Source organism: Amycolatopsis sp. NPDC004625, from assembly GCF_040609695.1.
Classification (GTDB): domain Bacteria; phylum Actinomycetota; class Actinomycetes; order Mycobacteriales; family Pseudonocardiaceae; genus Amycolatopsis.
The window spans coordinates 1-17121 of record NZ_JBEXKX010000016.1 but is presented as its reverse complement, the minus strand read 5'-3'; the positions used below and the strand labels follow the sequence as shown (position 1 = coordinate 17121).

The following is a 17121-nucleotide window of genomic DNA, read 5'->3' as shown; positions in this document are numbered from 1 at the left end:
TTCAGGAACCGAGGAGAGCCTCCGCGCGCAGCGCGATCTCCATGTCTAGCCGGTCGTCGGCGTTGTGGAGCCGGTCGCCGAACAGGTCGACGAGCTGGTGCATGCGGTACCGCACGGTCTGCGGGTGCACCTTCAGCTTCTTCGCGATCTCGGGCGCGCTGCCGCGGGACTGCAGCCAGATCAGCAACGTCTCGCCGAGCCGCGCCCGCTGCTTCGGCGTGAGGTCCTTGAACGGCTCCAGGCTGCGCGCGCACAGTTCGCGGACGAGGAACTCGTCGGCGAGCAGCCACAGCGTGGACAGGTGGTCGGTGCAGCGGGTCACCGGCGCGTCCGGCAGCACGCCGCGCTGGACGAGCTTCAGCGTCCGGCGCGCCCAGAGCAGCGAGCGCGGCGCGTCGGTGAGCCGCACGGCCGGGCCGATCACGGCGCGCCAGCCCGGCAGCCGCTCGGCGAGGTTCTTCAGGTGCCGGTCCGGGTCGCCGGTGACCAGGCACGGCTCGCCGCCTTCGAGGTCGACGAGGACGTCGGAGTGCAGGTCGGGCGCGGCGAGGCTGTGCTGGTCGGCGCGGGGTTCGAGGGCGACGACGGTGACCTCGGCCGGCAACGCCCACTGCGCCGTGGCGGCCTGCGCGGTGATGGTCTGCGGCGCGGACGGCGGATCGGCGAGCAGCAGTTCCAGCAGTCGTCTCCGGCGGCGGGCGCGGGTGCCGGCCGCGCGCGTCTGCGCCGCCGTGTAGCCCTCGATCGAGAGCGCGGAAATCTCGTCGACGTAGGCGAAGATGGCCTCGGCGCTCGTGCACAGCGTGTCCGCGGAGACGCCGGCGGCCTGCCCGAACTCGCTGATGTGCCGCCACGCGACGCGCCCGCCGACCCGGTAGGCGGTCTGCAGGCAGTCGAGGCTGCGGCCCTCGTTGAACTCGATCTTGCCCAGGTTGCGGAAGACGGTCGTCCACGTCTCGAGCGGCACGGCGTTCGGCGTGCCGACACTGTCGAGGCACTGGATGATCGACTGCCGGACACCCTGCGTGATGATGTGTCCGAACGCGCCCTCCAGCGGCTGGCGGTACTCGGGCACCGCCCGCTGCACCTCCTGCAGGATGGCCCGTGCCAGCGGGTCGACCCGCGGCTTGAAGCGGATCGCCAGCTCGCGGGGCAGTGACGCCCAGAGCCCGATGGCGCCGGAAGCGCGGCCCGGACGGCGGTCCACCGGGGTGCGCGGCGCGGGTGGGTAGGCGGGCCGGGCCGACACGGACTGCTGCCGGTAGGCCGGTCCGGAAGTGCGCTCGCCGGGGTTCGGCCGGCCGGCCCGCAGGGCGGGGGCGGCGAATCCGGTGTCCACGTCGGTCATGTGTTTTATCCTTGCTGGCAACAAAAGCGGCCTCTTCGCCGGGACAGCCGATCCGAATTTTGTGGCTCAGGCAACATAATTTCGCGCGAACGGCACTGTCAACGGGTTCTCCGCTGACTTTGCGGTAACCCGTCCGGACTACACCCGAACGGGTGGAACGGCGCGGGGGCAGGTGACACTTCCGGCGCGGCGGAATGGTGCGCGGATGACAACTTTTCAGGAGGCCCGGTTCGCGGCGGTCAGCCGCGTGACGACGTCGTCGAGGGTCAGGCGCGCGGGGGCGGTCCCGGTGACGAACTCGTTCAGCAGCACGCAGAACCGGTCCGGGTCGGCCACGTGCGGAAAGTGTTTCACGTTTTCCAGTACCGTCAAGCGGCTGTCCGGCAGCAAGGCGGCCGTCCGGTGCGCGTGACTCACCGGGATGAGCGGGTCGCGGGCACCCCAGACCAGCAGCATCGGCACGGCTTCGGCCAGGTAGAGCTTGTCGGCGGCGCTCGCGCGCTGGCCGCGCAGGTCGATCAGGCTGCGCGCGATGACCAGGAACGCGCGTCGCCGCGCGGGATCGGCCAGCGAGCCGAAGTGCCGGGCCAGTTCCCGGGTTTCCGGCGTGCGCGGCCCGGCGATCCGGCCGGCGGCCCGCGCGACGGCCCGCGCGAGGGCCAGCGTCACCCGGTTCACGGCCAGCGCCAGCACGGCGGGGGCACCGGGCAGCGCCGTGGCCCGCAGCACCGGGCTCACTTCACGCCCGAGCCCGGCGCCGGCGACCAGCACCAGGCGGTCGCACATTTCCGGGAACTGGTAGGCGAACTGCAGGGCGATGCCGCCGCCGAGGGAGTGCCCGACGACGGTGGCGTGCCGCACGCCGGACAGGGCGAGGATGTCGCGCACGGTGGCGGCCATCGCGCCGAGGCCGTAGTCCGCGCGGGGTGCCTCGGATTCGCCGTGCCCGGGCAGATCGGGCGCGAGCACGCGGCGGCCGAGCGCGGCGCACCGGTCCAGCACGGGCGCCCAGGTCTCGGCGCTGCCCGCGATCCCGTGCAGCAGCACGATCGCTTCGTCGGAAGCACCCGAGGACGGCAGGTGCTCGTGCAGCCGGATCCGGCGGCCGTGCAGGGTCAGGGTCTTGACGGTCATCGGTGGCCCTTTCTCGCGGGACCCGAAATTAGGACACCGGACCGCTTTCGGGGATGTGGCGAAGGACACTGCCGCGAATCGTCGGCCGTGCATGACAAGAAGGCGGCGGAAAAGGCGGCCGCGCGTGCGGGTTTCCGGAAGGTCACCGGGAATGCGTATCGACATTCCGGAGCCGGTTGGGAATCCTCGACGCATGGTCGCAATGACGCACCGGACGCGCTGATGTCCTGCCGCGCGAGTATCCATTTCGCCCACCAGGGGCTGCCCCGCCGCCGCCCGGGCCGCCGGCCGTGGCGGCGGGTGCTGCCGATGCCGGTGCGCGCGCTCGACCGCGTGGTGCAGGCCGGCGCGGCGCAGGCGAGCTGCGGCGGAGCACCCGGATCGCCGCGCGAGGACGGGTGACCGAGTGCCTCGATGCGGCGCTCGGTTGCCTGCCTGCGCCGGGTGCGTTCAGCCCTCCGGCGGCCGGTGCGCTCGCATCAGCCGTTGCGCTCGCAACGCCAGCTGCATGCCCAGCCGGTCGTCCGCGTCCTTCAACCGGTCGCCGAACAGCTCTTCCAGCTGACGCAGGCGATTGCGGACCGTCTGCGGGTGCACCCCCAGCCGCTGCGCTATCTCCGGTGCTCCGCCCCGCGTCTCCAGCCACGCCAGCAGCGTCTCGCTCAACCGTTCCCGCTGCTTCTCGCTGAGCGAAGCGAACGGGTCCAGGCTCTGCCGGGCCAGCTCGGCCGCCAGGAAGTCCTCGGCCAGCAGCCAGAGCGTCGCCAGGTGGTCGCGGCACCAGATCAGCGGGCCCGGGACGTCCGGGCCCGACAGCAGCAGGGCCCGCCGGGCCGTGCGCAGGGCCGCCGGGGCGTCCACCAGGGGCACCGTCGGGGACACCGCCGCGCGCCAGCCGTCGAGCTTGGCCGTCAGGGGGGCCAGGTCCGCGTCCGGGTCGCTGGTCAGCAGGTACGGCTCGGGGCCGTCGAGGTCGGCCAGGACGCCGTCGCCGAGCAGGTCCGCCGGGAAGTCCGCCGCGTCCGGGCCGCGCTCGAGGGCCACCATCGCCGCCGTCTCCGGCAGGGGCCAGCCCGCGCCGCCCGCCAGTTCGGCGATGCTGCTCGCCGCCCCCTCCGGGGCGCCCGCGATCAGCTCCAGCAGGCGCCGCCGCCGGACCGGGACCGCCCCCTCGGCCTCGGCCTGTGCCTGCTGGTAGCCCTCGATCGCGGTGGCGCAGAGCTCGTCGACGTAGGCGAAGATGGCCTCCGCGGCGGTCGAGATGACCGCCGGGTCGACACCCGCGGCGACCACCGCCGGGTGCATCGCCCGCCAGGCCACCCGGGCCCCGATCGTGGCGCTGTCCTGCAGTGCGTCGAGGGTGCGGCCCTCGGTGAACTCGATCCGGCCGCGGCCGCGGTAGAACTCGACCCACGGCTCGTGCGGCAGCGCCGGCTCGCCCATCGCATCGACGCAGTGCTGCACCGCGTACTCGACGCTCTTCACCAGCACCTTGCCGAACACGCCCTTGAGCGGCTGGCCGTAGGCCGGGACCGTGCGCTGCACCTCCTGGATCATCGAGGCCGCCGCGTGCCCGACGTGCGGGCGCAGGCCCGCGCCCAGCGCGCGCGGCAGCGAGGCCAGCAGGCGGAAGCTGCGGTACTCGACCAACGAATCCCCCTTCGCGTGCGTGTGCGGCCCGAGCGTATCCGACCCGGATGTCACTGAAAAATCAACGATCGGTTCCCGGAAAGGGTGACGCTCACTCGTCCTTTTGACACGGACGGGTGCGCGTTCTACGCTCCGTGTCAGATGGCGGGGCCATTTCTGCGGTACCAATTCCCAGTGGAGGACTGAATTCCCCATGCGCGGTTCCGCTGCCTCGGACGGCTCCGTGTGGTCCCGGCTGCCGCACGAACTCGGCGACGCCGTGCGCCCGCGGATCCCGGAGATCGCGCGGGCCTGTATCGACGCGATCGCCGCCGAGATTCCGGAATATTCCGGGACTTTCGGCCACGGCCCCGGGCGCGCGGTGGCGATCGAGCAGGCGCGGCGCGGCATCGAGCGGGACGTCGACCGCGTCGGCACGCCCGCGATGTGGCAGGCCGACCGGCTGGCCGGGTTCCGCGGCCACGGGCGCGAAGCGTTCCACAATGGTCTCAGCCGCGAGGCCGTGCAGGCGGCGGTGCGCGTGTCGAGCCGGATCACCTGGCGGTGGATCGCCGACATCGCGCGGGAAGCCGGCCTGTCCGGCGATGTCCTGTACGGCGCCGCCGAAGGGATGTTCGCCGACGTCGAGACGTCGATGGCCGCCATTGCGGAGGGCTACCGCGCGGCGGAAGCGGCGGTGGCCGGGACCGGCGAACGGCACCGCCGCCTGCTGCGCGCGCTCCTCGGCGGCCGCACACCGGCCGCTGAGACATTTCAGGAGTGGGACAGTCTGGTCGCCGCGTCCGGGCTGCCGGTGCCCGAGCGGGTCGCCGCGGTGGCGTTCCGCGCGCTGCCCGGCGCCCCGGAGTTCCCGCCCGGGCTGCTGCCGGAGCACGTCCCCGCCGACCCGGCCGGCGACCCGCCGGCGGCGCTCACCCCGGCCCCGGACGTCGACCTGGCCGGCCTCGCCGGGCTGCCACCGGGCTGGACGGCCGCGGTCGGCCCGCTGGTGCCGCCGGCCGAAGCACCCGAGTCGTTCCGGATCGCCCGCCGCGCGGTCGACCTGGCCGCCCGCGGTCTCCTCGACGCGCCGGGCCCGGTGATCTGGTGCCGCGACCACGTGACGACGCTCCTGCTGCTCGCCGACGAGTTCCTGCTCACGCAGCTGGCCTCGACGACGCTCGAGCCACTGTCCGGTTTGTCCGGACGTCGCCGCGAGCAGCTGGCCGAGACGCTGCTGGCGCTGGTCCGGACCAGGGGCAGCGCGCCGGAGCTGGGGCGGGTGCTCGACCTGCACCCGCAGACGATCCGGGCGCGGCTGAAGAAGCTGGCGGAGCTGTTCGGCGACCGCCTGGACGACCCGGGTGAGCGGTTGCGGCTGGAGCTGGCGCTGCTGGCGGAGCGGGCGCTACCGGACCACGGCTGAGGCCCGCGGCCGCGCTGCCGGGGTGGCGGCCGGCCGCGGGAACACCCACCGCCGGTAGCCCCACCAGCGGAACGCCGTCCCCGACAGGGTGCCCAGCACCATCCCGGCGACGAAGTCGGCGACCTCCTGCGTGGCGTACCCGACGTGCGGGACGGCCAGGTGCAGCACGTACCGCGACACCAGCGGCGGCACGAGGTTCACCGCCACCGCGCCCGCGTTGACGGCGAAGAACAGCGTCGCCTCGCGCACCCGCCCGTGGCCGCCGCGGGTGGCGAACGACCAGCGTCTGGACAGCAGGTAGGCGAAGGCCGTGGCGGCGACCGTGGCGATCGCGAGGGCCGTCACAGGCTTCTCTCGGAACACGGTGAACTTCAGGCTGTAGTCGCCCAGTAGGGTGACCCCGTACGCGGCCGAGCCGACGACGGCGAAGCGGAGCAGCTCTCGCGGCTCGGGCATGGTTCCTCCAGGTGGCGCCGACAGGGCGGAGGTCTTTCGATGGCACGGACGGGCGGGGAAGGCGAACTCCCCTCGGTCGCCGAACTGGTGAACCTTTCGCAGACGAGACCGCTGGTGATCCGCGGCGAACTCGACGCGAAGCTCGCCGAAGAGGCAGCCACCGCACCCGAGCCCGCGCCCGACCCGCTGGCCGTGCTCGACGCGGAGCTGGCAGCTGGCGACGAGCGCCCGCAGGAGACCCCGCCCGCCGACCGGTCCCGCCGCGCGAAGCCGTACGTCCTCGCCGCGGGCGCGGCCGTCGGGCTCGGGCTGGCGGCGGTCGTGCTGTTCCAGCCGCACCAGGTGGGCGGCACGGCGGTGCCCCCGCCCGGCGCGGCGGTCCCGGCGCCGCCGCCCCCGACGACGTCGAGCGAAGGTGTGGTGACGATGAGCGCCTCCGCGGCGGCGCCCCCGCTCACCGCCCAGGTGCGCGACTCGCCGCCCGGGACCACGAGCGTGCCGTCCGCCGCGGGCCGCAAACCCGCCCACGCCGAGCCCCCGCCGCCGTCGACGGCCTCGCCGGAGGACCAGTGGCGGGAGTACGTGAGCTCGGTGATCAGCTCCTGGCAGCAGCACCCGCGCGGCGGCCGGAACCGCTGATCAGCAGCTCGCCGTCGCCGGTTTCCCCGCGATCCGGTCCTGCACGAACGCCAGCACGTCCGCGTTTCCCGTGTACACCAGCGTGATGTGGTCGGTGTCGTAGGTCTTCCACGTCTCCCGGACCCCGGCCGCGCAGTACGCCTTGTGCAGCGCGTCCGCCTGCGCGAACTGCACCAGCTGGTCGCCCGTCGCGTGGTACAGGAACACCGGTGCCCGCGGTGGCGTGCCGCCCAGCTTGTTCTCGTTCAGCCGCGCCACCCAAGCCGGCTTGATGTAGCCCGGCGAAGTCGTGTAGTCCGCGATCTTCTGGTTCGCGTACGTCGTGAGCAGCTCGAACGTGCACGCGCTCCGCTGCATCTCGGCCAGCTTCGCCCGGCCGTTGTCGCTGAGGAACGAGTCCAGCTGCAGCTCCGGGTACGCCCGGTCGAGCCCCAGCAGCGCGTACGCGAACACGCCGAAGCCGAACTTGCCGTCGAGCTGCAGGGTCACCTGGACCAGGTCGGCCGGCACCCCGCCGGCCGCGATGCCGACCAGGTTCAGCTCCGGTGCGTAGGACGGCTGCAGCTCGCCGGCCCACGCCGCCGCGCCGCCGCCCTGGGAATACCCGCGGAACACCACCTTCGCCGACGCCGACAGCCCGGCCGCCGGGAGCCGCTGGGCCGCGCGGACCGCGTCGATCACCGCCGGGCCTTCGGACCTCCCCACCACGTACGTCGTCTTCGGCGACGGCTGGTAGCCCTCGTAGTCCGGGACCGCCACCGCGTAGCCCGCGTCGAGCAGGTCGTCGAGGCCCGGCTGCTCGTAGAACGCGCCGATGTCGATCATCGCCGACGGGGTGCAGGCGAACGCCGGGCCGTGCGTGCCCGGGGCGAACGCCACGATCGGGGCGCTCGCGCGATCGGCGGTCTTCGGCACCAGGACCGTGCCGGTGACCGCGTCGGGCTGCCCGAGCGCGTTCGTCGACAGGTACATCACCTGCCACGCGTCGACCGACGCCGAACGCGGGCCCGCCTTCGACGGCCGCCACCGCAGCACGTCACCCGGCTTGCCCGCCGGCAGCGGGGACGGCGGGACGTAGAACGAATCGTCCGGCGGAGCAGGCGCCGTGGCGGCGGCCGCGGGCGCGAACACCGCGTTCAGGACCACCGCCACCAGTGCGGCGAGCACGCGGCGGGCGGTCACGAGCCCGTCCCGTAGACGCGCTTGCAGGTCGCGGACTCGCTGAAGGCCAGGTTCAGCTCGGAGTTCGTCTTGAGGTCCTTGATCGGGCCCTCCGGGTCGGCCAGCTGCCCCATGGTCGAGTCGGCTTCGGAGATGACCTTGCGCAGGCTGGGCTGGTCGGTCACCTTCGCCTGCTCCATCCGGGTCTTCGTCTCGGCGAGCTTGGTCTTCGTCTCGGTGAGGTTGCCGGTGGCTTTGTCCACAACAGACTGTCCATCCGGGACGGGCGGGACGCCGGCCGTGCGGATGCCGCCAGCCATGTCGTCGAGGGCGGAGCCGAGCCGGCCGAGGAAGCCGACCATCGCGTCCCGGGTCTTCACCGGGTCGGCGTCGTCGACCGCGGGCGGCTGGGCGAGCTTCGCCGAGCCCGCGGCGACGCCGGTGCACACCTTGTCGACCCACGCGAGCGCCGCCGGATCCGCGTGGCGGCCCGGGTCGGGCGGGGTGTCCGAAGCGCACGCGGCACACGACAGAAGCGCGGCCGCCGACATCGCGAGCACCGCGCTGTGCATTCTTTTCATGGGTTTCGAAGCTACGCGGCGCGCTCCCCGGCGAGCAAGAACGGAATGGCCGGTTGGCACCTGCGTCAACATTCCGGTACCCGGTTTTGTCACGCGCATCAGCGGTTCGCCGGTGGCGTTGTACTGGGCAAACCTTCCCGGAGCTGCTAGGAAAGCGTGCGCCTCGACGTGCCGGTGTGACAATTTGCCGTGCCCACGTGACCTTTTTACCGGAAGCGCTTGATCGAGGCGAGCGGTGCTCGTTAGCGTACCGTTCGGCAGCGATTTCCGGACGGTCATTTCCAGGGAACGCTCCGCCGTTTCGTATCACTGTTGATACACGGAAGGACCATCGTGAGTCACCCAACTGGCAAGAAGAAGACGGTCGCGGCCGCCGCGGCCACGGCGGCGGCCGGGCTCATCGCCACCGCGCTCGTCGCCGGGGCGCAGACCAGCGCCGCCGACCCGATTTCGCTGACGCTGAACTACCACTGCACCTTCCCGCTGGTGGGTTCGCAGTCGCTGAAGGTGGTGATCAACACCGACCTGCCGACCACGGTGAACACCGGCCAGCCGACCGGCGCGTTCGACATCAAGGCCGTGTCCACCATCAACGCGGACACCGTCAGCGGCCTGAGCCTGATCGGCGCCACGACGCTGGAGGGCACCGCCACCGCGAGCGCGACCGTCGCCGCGCCGAGCCTCAACCTGCCGGTCAGCGTGCCGATCACGCTGGACAAGACGAACATCCCGGCGTCGGGCGAGATGAACATCAACGCGGCGGGCAAGACGCCGTCGCTGACGTTCACCCAGCCCGGCCAGGCGAAGATCACCGTCGGCGACCTGAACCTCAAGGTCACCCCGCGCAAGGCCGACGGCTCGGTCACCGGCATCACGCCGGACGGCACGATCGACGCGCCCTGCACGCAGGACAGCGGCCAGAACAACACCCTGGCCACGATCACCATCAACGGCGGTGGCGGGACGACCACCCCGCCGGCCACGACCCCGCCGGTCACCACGCCGCCGACGACCACGCCGCCGGTGACGACCCCGCCCACGACCACGCCGCCGGGCGGGGGCATCAAGTACTCCTTCGGCATCACCGGGTCGACGGCGCTGAAGTCGCTCGGCAGCACCGCGCCGATCACCGGCTCGTTCGACGCCGACGTGGACCTGGCCAACAAGAAGTTCACCGGCAGCCTGCAGCTCAACCCGACGCACACCGACTTCAAGCTGTTCGGCTTCCTGCAGGGCAGCTCGGACGTCAAGGTCGTGCAGAACGGCCCGCAGACCGGTGAGCTCGTCGGCACCGGCTTCAAGGCGCACATCAAGTTCGACACGTTCCTCACCACGGTCACCCTGTTCGGCATCCCGATCAGCACCGACCCGAAGTGCGGCACGACCACCTCGTCGACCAGCGAAATGACCACCGGTCCCGGCTTCGACCTGCTCAAGGGCGGCAAGCTGGCGGGCACCTATTCGCTGTCGGCGCTGCAGAACTGCGGTCCGTTCAACGACATCGTCAGCGCCTTCGCCAAGAGCGACGGCAACTCGCTGGACCTGACCCTCGCCAAGAAGTGACCGATCTGCCGGCCCCCGCTGCGCGCCGACCGTGCCGCGGCGGGGGCCGGTGCCACGTCTCGAGAAAGGGAGCGCCCGTGCGGATCGCCCGGTCGTTGCTCGCCGCCTGCGTGCTCGCCCTCGCCGGCCCCGTCGCCGTTGCCACGCCCGCGGCGGCGTCGACGCCGATCGACAAGGAGCTGAGCTTCACCTGCCCCTTCCCGTTGATCGGGTTGCAGAAGCTGGACGTCGAGGTCAAGGCGTCGTTCGATGTGCCGGCCGCGCCCGGCGGCACGTTCACGACGGCGGACCTCGCGGTGGCGGTGACCGTGCCGGACAAGTCCGCCCGCGGCCTGGCCCTGGTCGGCGCGGCGAGCATCGAAGGGACGGCGTCCGCAGGGGTGACGCTGGCCAACGGCTCGCTGACGCTGCCGCTCGCCCTGCCGCTGACCGTGGCGAAGACGGCGGTGCCGGCGTCGGGGCCGTTCACCACGAACGCGTCCGGTTCGGTGCCACCGGTGCAGTTGCCGAACGCCGGCAAAACGACGCTGACGATCGGCGGCTTCAGCGCGCGGCTCACCCCGAAGAAGGCCGACGGCTCGTTCACCGGGCTCGGCTCGTTCACCTCGGACTGCACGCTCGACGCGGGGCAGGACCCGGTGCTGCTGAGTTTCGACCTCGGCACGTCGGCGCGCGACTACGGCGTCACGGGCTCGACCACGCTCAAGGCGCTCGGGGCGACCGCGCCGCTCACCGGAACGTTCACGGGGTTCACCCCGGCCTTCGACCGGACGCGGGCGGAGTTCAAGGTGTTCGGGTTCGTGCCCGGGACCGCCGACCTGCAGCTCGGCCCGGACGGCCCGCAAACCGGCGAAGTCACCGGCGACGGCTTCGTCGCGCACGCGAAGCTGGCGCTGGCCTTGCCGCAGGTGACGCTGTTCGGGCTGCCGGTCGCGGATGCGGGGTGCCGCGCGAGCGCCCCGATCCCGGTCGACCTGAAGACGGGGCCGGGGTTCGCGCTCGCGTCGGGCGGGCCGGTGAGCGGGCCGTACGCGATCCCGCCGCTGACCGGCTGCGGCGCGTTCACCGCGTACCTGAGTTCGCTGGTGCAGGGCGACGGGAACACGTTCGCCCTGACGTTGACTGCGCGCTGACTGCCGCTCACCCGATCCGGGTATACCTGGGGGAATGCGCCGAACCACTGTGGGGACTCTGGTCGTTGTCACGCTGCTCGCCACCGCCGCGCCCGGGGAGGCGGCCGGCCTGAGCCGGGACCCGGTGGCGGTGATCTACGACCGGGACCACGCGCTGCACGTCCTCGACGGCGGCGCCACCGACGACGAGCTGACGCTGCGGACGCAGACGCTGGCGTCCAGCGCGTGGGCGTTCTTCCGGGGCACTTCGCCGCTGTACTACCGCGACCTGGGCGAACTGCCGCCGTCCGCCTACGCCACCGCGGGCGGCGACGTGTGGCTGACCGGCGACGCCCACCTGGAGAACACCGGCGCCGACCGCGGGGCCGACAACGAAGAGCAGTTCGCCATCACCGACACCGACGACGCCTGGCGCGGGTCGTGGACGTGGGAACTGCGCCGCGAAGCCGTGTCGATCGTCCTCGCCGGCCGGGCGGACGGCCGCAGCGCGAGCCAGATCGCCACCGACGTCGACACGTTCGTCGCCGAGTACGCGCAGTGGATCGCGAAGTTCCACGGCACCAACGACGAAGCGAGCTGGCGGCTGACCTCGGCCAACACCTCCGACCTCGTAAGCGACCTGATCGACGGGTCCGCCGGGGACAAGCGGGCCGACCTGATCGCCAAGTGGACCACCGGCGGCCACTTCAAGGACGACCCGCAGCTGCAGGCCGTCCCGGCGGCGACGCGCACCCAGCTCGTGACCGCGATCGCGGCCTACCGGACCACGGCGGGCAAGCCGCTCAAGGCGTCCGAAGCCGTCGTCAAGGACGTCCGCCGCCGCACCGGCGCGGGCACCGGCAGCCTGGGCCGCTTCCGCTGGTACGTGCTGGTCGAAGGGGACACGACGGCGAACTCCGACGACCGGATCCTCGAACTCAAGCAGCAGGTCGACCCGGCGCCGAAGCAGCTCGCGCCGAACGCCACCACCCTCACCGGCGGGCAGCGCCCGGCGCTGGCCCTGCGCTGGCTGGCCAACCAGTCGGACCCGCTGGCCGGCTGGGCGAGCGTGGGCAGCACACCGGTCCTGGTCAAGGAGAAGTCGCCGTTCGCCGAAGACCTGAAGATCGGCGACCTGACGACGTCCGCGATCTGGGACGACACCGTCCGGGACGTCGGGCGCCTGCTGGCCGCCGCGCACGCCCGCGCCGACCAGGACATCGCCGGCACCGGGCTGGCGTACTCGGCCGACGCGGCGATCGACGGCGCCATCACGTCGGTCTCCGGGCTGCAGGCCGAGACGCGGGCGTTCGCGACGAGCTACGCCGACCAGGTCACCGGTGACTGGCAGGCGTACGTCGCCGCCAAGAACAGCGGCCGCCCGCTGTTCTGAGCGTCAGCGCGGCCGGAACATCAGGGTGAACCCGGCGCCGGAAAGGACCAGCGCCGCCAGGAAGAGGCCGCCGTGCACCGGGTTGCGCGTCACGACGTCCCCGACGAGCTGCACCACGAGGTCCACGATCCCGAGCCCGCCGGCCACCGCGAGCACGGGACGGGCGCCCTTGAGACCCCGGCGGGCCGCGAGGACGAGCAGGGCCCAGAGCCCGGCGCAGCCGGCGAACAGGAGGACCGCGACCGGGAACGGGATGGCTCCGGTGATCGCCGTGTGGCTGCCGGTCAGGCGGCCGGCGAGGGTGCCGAGGAACCAGCACGCCGTCGCACCCCACCAGGCGAGCGCGGCGGACAGGGCCATCAGCGCAGCGTAAGCGCGCTGTGCCCGGTTCGGGTCCGGCCGTGACCCGAACCGTTATCGACCCGGTGTCACACCGGGGTGCTATAAAACGCTACCCCGGTGGGACCGGTTCCACGGCCGTAGGCGGCCGCGGCCGGTGCCGCTAGGGTTGATCGTCTGGATGTGCTGGCTCAAGAGCAGCCGAACGGGAGACGCCGGTGACCGCCGCGCTCGACTCATCGTGGGATCCCCGCACGCGCCTGCGGGTGCTGCTGATCGAGGACGACGACGGCGACGCCCTGCTGGTCGAGGAAATGCTGGCGGACACGGCGACGCCGTGCTCGCTCGAACGCGTCGACACCCTCGCCGCCGCGCTGAGCGGCCCGCTCACCGCCGACTGCGTCGTGCTCGACCTGCAGCTGCCCGACGCGATGGGGCTGTCCGGCCTGACCAAGCTCGGCCAGCACGCCCCCGGCGTCGCCGTGGTCGTCCTGACCGGCCAGCACGACCAGGCCACCGGCGTCGCCGCGGTCGCCGCCGGCGCGCAGGACTACCTCGTCAAGGACCAGGTCGACGGCCCGCTGCTGCTGAAGGCGCTGCGGTTCGCGCGGGAGCGCAAGCGCGCCGAGCAGGTCGAGCAGCAGTTCCTCCAGCAGCAGCTGCTCGCGCGGGAGAACGCGCGGCTCGAACGCGGCCTGCTGCCGAGCCCGTTGCTGCGCGACCCCCACCTCGACCTGTCCGCCCGCTACCGGCCCGGCCGCAACGGTTCCCTGCTGGGCGGCGACTTCTACGACGCCATCGAGCTCGCCGACGGCACGGTGCACATGATGATCGGCGACGTCTGCGGCCACGGCCCGGACGAGGCCGCGCTCGGCGTCGCGCTGCGGATCGCGTGGCGCTCGCTCGTGATGGCCGGCCTGCCGATGCCCGACGTGCTGAGCATGGTCGAGCGGGTCCTGGTGCACGAGCGGATCGAGCCGCTGTTCGCCACCGTCTGCATGGTCGTCGTCGCGCCGGACCGAAGATCCCTGCGCCTGTCGCTGGCCGGGCACCTGCCGCCGCTGCTGCTCACGCCGGAGGACGGGCACCTGCTCTCCGGCGAACGCCTCGGCGTCCCGCTCGGCGTCGTCGAAGGCGCCAAGTGGGAGGCGCTGGACGTCCCGCTGGAGCCGGGCTGGTCGCTGCTGCTCTACACCGACGGCGTGTTCGAGGGCCGCGTCGGCGCCGGGTCCGAGCGGCTGGGCCACGAGCGGATGGCCGCCCTCGTGCTCGACATCAAGCGGCAGACCGGGATCCACAGCCACGTCCTGCTGGACGAGCTGATCGCCCGCGCCGAACGGCTCAACGCCGGCCCGCTCGACGACGACGTCGCCCTCGCCCTGCTCAGCCACGACCCGGGAGACGTGACCGATGAGCGGTGACGCACGCGGCTGGCCGATCCGCCGCCGCCTGGCCATCCTCGCCGCCGTCGAAGCGGTGCTGCTGGTCGCCGCCCTGATCGCCGGCGGGATCGCGCTGCACAACCTCACCGAGGCCCGCACCCGCCTGCTCGACGTGATCGCGCCGCAGCGCCTGGCCGCGACCCAGCTGTCGACCGCGCTGCTGAACCAGGAAACCGGCGTCCGCGGCTACCAGCTCGGCCGGCAGCCGGAGTTCCTCGTCCCCTACACCGACGGCATGCGCTCCCAGGCCGACGCGGTCACCCAGCTGCGGCAGCTCGGGGCGGACCCGGGCACCCGGATCGGCGACGACCTGACGGCGGTGCTGCGGGCGGCCGGCGCCTGGCAGGCCGCGGCCGAGCCGACCGTCGCCCCCGGCGCACCTCCGGTCACCGCGGCCCAGGTCGAGCGCGGCCGGACCCTGTTCGGCGACGTCCGCAAGGCCCTCGACGCCCAGCTCGACCACCTCGCCGCGATCCGCGACACCGGCCGCGTCGACCTGGACGCGGCGGCGAACTTCCTCACCGCGGTGTTCGTGGTCATCGGCGCCCTCGTGCTGCTGCTGTTCGTCGGCCTGTTCGCCGGGCTGCGGCAGGTCATCACCCGGCCGATCCTGCGGCTGGCCGGCGAGGTCCGCCACGTCGCCGATTCCGACATCCACCGGCCGGTGCACGGCAGCGGGCCGCGCGAGATCGCCCAGCTCGGCGCCGACGTCGAGGCGATGCGGCAGCGCATCCTCGACGAGGTCGCCGAGCTCGAACGGGCGCACGCGATGCTGGACCGGCGCACGCGCGAAGCGGAGGAGTCCAACGCGATGCTGGACCGCCGCACCCGCGAGCTCGAGCGGTCCAACGCCGACCTGGAGCAGTTCGCCTACGTGGCATCCCACGACCTGCAGGAGCCGCTGCGGAAGGTGGCCAGCTTCTGCCAGCTGCTGCAGCGGCGCTACCAGGGCCTGCTCGACGAGCGCGGCGAGCAGTACATCGAGTACGCCGTCGACGGCGCGAAGCGGATGCAGGTGCTGATCAACGACCTGCTGGCGTTCTCCCGGGTCGGCCGCAAGCCGGGCGAGCACGTCGTGGCCGAGGCGGGGGCGCTGGTCGACGACGCGCTCGCGAACCTGGAGGTGGCGCTGTCGCTGAGCGGCGGCAAGGTCACCCGCGGCGAGCTGCCCGCGGTGCGCGTCGAGCCGGCGCTGGTGACGGCGGTGTTCCAGAACCTCATCGGCAACGCGCTGAAGTTCAAGGGCGAAACCCCGCCGGAGGTCCGGGTCACCGCGGAGCGCGACGGCGACGACTGGGTGTTCTCGGTGGCGGACAACGGGATCGGCATCGACGCGGAGTACGCCGAACGGGTGTTCGCGCTGTTCCAGCGGCTGCACACGCGCTCGGCGTACCCGGGCACCGGCATCGGCCTGGCCCTGTGCCGCCGGATCGTCGAGTACCACGGCGGCCGGATCTGGCTCGACACCGAAGCCGCCGACACGACCTTCCGCTTCACCCTGCCCGCCCGCGAAGACAAGGGGAACGCATGACGCAGGCGCCCACCCCGATCGACATCCTGCTCGTCGAGGACGACCCCGGCGACGTGCTGATGACCCGGGAAGCGTTCACGCACCACAAGATCCGCAACCCGCTGCACGTCGCGGAGGACGGCGTCGAAGCGCTGCGGTTCCTGCACCGCGAAGGGCCGTTCCGGGATTCGCCGCGGCCGGGGCTGATCCTGCTCGACCTCAACCTGCCCCGCAAGGACGGCCGGGAGCTGCTCGGCGAGATCAAGCAGGACCCCGCGCTGCGCACGATCCCGGTGGTGGTGCTGACGACGTCCGAAGCGGACGAAGACATCCTGCGCAGCTACGAGCTGCACGCCAACGCCTACGTCACCAAGCCGGTCGACTTCGAGAAGTTCGTCGAAGTGGTCCGGAAGATCGACGACTTCTGGGTCACCGTCGTGCAGCTCCCGCACCGGTAGCCGTTTCGCGGTGAGTGCGGCACGATGGGTGGCCGTGCCCCCTTCGACGCCGGATCTGCCCGCCACCGAACTGGCGGTCACGCTGGACTGGCGCGGCCGCACCGCGGTGCTCGCCGTGGCGGGGGAGATCGACCTGGTCAGCGCGCCGGAGTTCGGGGAAGTCGTCGACGTGGTGCTGGCCGGTGGGCCGGAGAAGCTGGTGGTCGACCTGCGCGAGGTGACGTTCTTCTGCTCGGCCGGGCTGCAGGTGCTCGCGGCCGCCCACCGCAGGCTGGCCGAGCGCGCGCTGCGGGTCGTGAGCGATTCGGCGGTGACGTCGGGACCGTTGCGGACGACCGGGCTCGACACGTGGATCGGCGTCCACGCCACGGTCGGCGAAGCACTCGCATGAGGCCGGCGCGGATGCAGGAACCGTTCCGGTGCCACGGCGTGCCGGCCGTCCCGGAGGCCCTCCGCCGCCTGCGTCACGAGCTGACGGCGTGGGTGCTCGCGGCGGGCGTCGGCGAGCACCGGGCCGGCGACATCGTGCTGGCGGCTTACGAAGCGCTGGCGAACGTGGCCGACCACGCCTACGACGGTTCGGGCGACGGCCTGGTGGACGTCGACGCCTCGGCGTACCCGGACCGGATCGAGGTGGTGATCACCGACCACGGCCAGTGGCGCGCCCCGGTCCCGGACGCGGAGCCGGTTTCGTTGCGGGGGCGGGGTTTGCTGCTGCTGCGGGCGAGCGCGGACCGGGCGGACATCTCGGCCGGCGACGCGGGGACGGTCGTGACCCTGGCCTGGGACCTGGACCCGGTCCCCGACGCCCGCTGACCACCGGTCGTGGGGGGGGAAAACGGGTTTTAAACGGTTTTTAACTCACGACGGCGGCGGCGGGCCAGCCGCTCAGGATGGGCGGCGCGGGCGGTTGCGGCGGGGGGGGCGCCC

The 17121-nt window shown here is 72.7% G+C and carries 18 protein-coding genes; 11 read left to right on the top strand and 7 right to left on the bottom strand.

Annotation, left to right across the window (positions count from 1 at the left end; genetic code table 11):
- Nucleotide 1: 1 nt before the first annotated feature.
- Nucleotides 2-1348 (bottom strand): helix-turn-helix domain-containing protein, encoded by a 1347-nt coding sequence (locus tag ABZW17_RS19825; RefSeq protein WP_354815748.1) that lies wholly within the window; start codon nt 1346-1348, stop codon nt 2-4.
- 216 nt (nt 1349-1564) lie between these two features.
- On the bottom strand, nt 1565-2482 hold the full coding sequence (locus ABZW17_RS19820; protein WP_354815745.1) for an alpha/beta hydrolase: 918 nt from the start codon (nt 2480-2482) through the stop codon (nt 1565-1567).
- Between the two features lie 87 nt (nt 2483-2569).
- Between ABZW17_RS19820 and ABZW17_RS19815 the strand changes: the two genes are divergently transcribed.
- Nucleotides 2570-2884 (top strand): hypothetical protein, encoded by a 315-nt coding sequence (locus tag ABZW17_RS19815; RefSeq protein ID WP_354815742.1) that lies wholly within the window; start codon nt 2570-2572, stop codon nt 2882-2884.
- A 48-nt stretch (nt 2885-2932) separates the two neighbouring features.
- Here the strand turns inward: ABZW17_RS19815 and ABZW17_RS19810 are convergent, their stop codons facing one another.
- Nucleotides 2933-4132, bottom strand: a complete 1200-nt coding sequence (locus ABZW17_RS19810) for a helix-turn-helix domain-containing protein (protein WP_354815739.1) — start codon at nt 4130-4132, stop codon at nt 2933-2935.
- A 193-nt stretch (nt 4133-4325) separates the two neighbouring features.
- On the opposite strand from ABZW17_RS19810, the gene ABZW17_RS19805 reads away from it, so the two are divergent.
- Nucleotides 4326-5537: a helix-turn-helix domain-containing protein gene (locus tag ABZW17_RS19805; protein WP_354815737.1), complete on the top strand. Its 1212-nt coding sequence runs from the start codon at nt 4326-4328 to the stop codon at nt 5535-5537.
- On the opposite strand, the gene ABZW17_RS19800 is transcribed toward ABZW17_RS19805, so the two are convergent.
- Nucleotides 5520-5993, bottom strand: coding sequence for a GtrA family protein (locus ABZW17_RS19800; protein ID WP_354815734.1), 474 nt, complete (start codon nt 5991-5993; stop codon nt 5520-5522). The genes ABZW17_RS19805 and ABZW17_RS19800 overlap by 18 nt on opposite strands.
- A 39-nt stretch (nt 5994-6032) precedes the next feature.
- Between ABZW17_RS19800 and ABZW17_RS19795 the strand changes: the two genes are divergently transcribed.
- On the top strand, nt 6033-6632 hold the full coding sequence (locus ABZW17_RS19795; RefSeq protein WP_354815731.1) for a hypothetical protein: 600 nt from the start codon (nt 6033-6035) through the stop codon (nt 6630-6632).
- On the opposite strand, the gene ABZW17_RS19790 is transcribed toward ABZW17_RS19795, so the two are convergent.
- Together ABZW17_RS19790 and ABZW17_RS19785 are read right to left on the bottom strand one after the other, a co-directional pair.
- A complete protein-coding gene (locus ABZW17_RS19790) occupies nt 6633-7814 on the bottom strand; it encodes a lipase family protein (RefSeq protein ID WP_354815728.1) in 1182 nt (393 codons plus the stop codon).
- Nucleotides 7811-8374, bottom strand: coding sequence for a hypothetical protein (locus ABZW17_RS19785; RefSeq protein WP_354815725.1), 564 nt, complete (start codon nt 8372-8374; stop codon nt 7811-7813). The genes ABZW17_RS19790 and ABZW17_RS19785 overlap by 4 nt, the downstream gene beginning before the upstream one ends.
- Before the next feature lie 333 nt (nt 8375-8707).
- Here ABZW17_RS19785 and ABZW17_RS19780 point away from each other — a divergent pair, with 333 nt between their 5' ends.
- The 3 genes from ABZW17_RS19780 to ABZW17_RS19770 all read left to right on the top strand — a co-directional run bounded on the left by ABZW17_RS19780 (nt 8708) and on the right by ABZW17_RS19770 (nt 12442).
- Nucleotides 8708-9937: a DUF6801 domain-containing protein gene (locus ABZW17_RS19780; RefSeq protein WP_354815722.1), complete on the top strand. Its 1230-nt coding sequence runs from the start codon at nt 8708-8710 to the stop codon at nt 9935-9937.
- A gap of 77 nt (nt 9938-10014) precedes the next feature.
- Nucleotides 10015-11070 carry a DUF6801 domain-containing protein gene (locus ABZW17_RS19775; RefSeq protein WP_354815719.1) on the top strand — a complete coding sequence of 352 codons (1056 nt, stop codon included), beginning with the start codon at nt 10015-10017 and terminating at the stop codon, nt 11068-11070.
- A gap of 34 nt (nt 11071-11104) precedes the next feature.
- On the top strand, nt 11105-12442 hold the full coding sequence (locus ABZW17_RS19770) for a DUF2252 family protein (RefSeq protein ID WP_354815716.1): 1338 nt from the start codon (nt 11105-11107) through the stop codon (nt 12440-12442).
- A 3-nt stretch (nt 12443-12445) separates the two neighbouring features.
- On the opposite strand, the gene ABZW17_RS19765 is transcribed toward ABZW17_RS19770, so the two are convergent.
- On the bottom strand, nt 12446-12802 hold the full coding sequence (locus ABZW17_RS19765) for a hypothetical protein (protein WP_354815713.1): 357 nt from the start codon (nt 12800-12802) through the stop codon (nt 12446-12448).
- A gap of 197 nt (nt 12803-12999) precedes the next feature.
- Between ABZW17_RS19765 and ABZW17_RS19760 the strand changes: the two genes are divergently transcribed.
- Genes ABZW17_RS19760 through ABZW17_RS19740 form a run of 5 tightly spaced genes read left to right on the top strand, consistent with a single transcriptional unit; the run spans nt 13000 to nt 17007 of the window.
- A complete protein-coding gene (locus ABZW17_RS19760) occupies nt 13000-14202 on the top strand; it encodes a SpoIIE family protein phosphatase (RefSeq protein ID WP_354815710.1) in 1203 nt (400 codons plus the stop codon).
- Nucleotides 14192-15754: an ATP-binding protein gene (locus ABZW17_RS19755; protein WP_354815707.1), complete on the top strand. Its 1563-nt coding sequence runs from the start codon at nt 14192-14194 to the stop codon at nt 15752-15754. The genes ABZW17_RS19760 and ABZW17_RS19755 overlap by 11 nt, the downstream gene beginning before the upstream one ends.
- Nucleotides 15751-16191, top strand: coding sequence for a response regulator (locus ABZW17_RS19750; RefSeq protein ID WP_354815704.1), 441 nt, complete (start codon nt 15751-15753; stop codon nt 16189-16191). The genes ABZW17_RS19755 and ABZW17_RS19750 overlap by 4 nt, the downstream gene beginning before the upstream one ends.
- 34 nt (nt 16192-16225) lie before the next feature.
- Nucleotides 16226-16582, top strand: a complete 357-nt coding sequence (locus ABZW17_RS19745) for an STAS domain-containing protein (RefSeq protein ID WP_354815701.1) — start codon at nt 16226-16228, stop codon at nt 16580-16582.
- 11 nt (nt 16583-16593) lie between these two features.
- On the top strand, nt 16594-17007 hold the full coding sequence (locus tag ABZW17_RS19740; RefSeq protein WP_354815698.1) for an ATP-binding protein: 414 nt from the start codon (nt 16594-16596) through the stop codon (nt 17005-17007).
- The last annotated feature ends 114 nt before the right edge of the window (nt 17008-17121 follow it).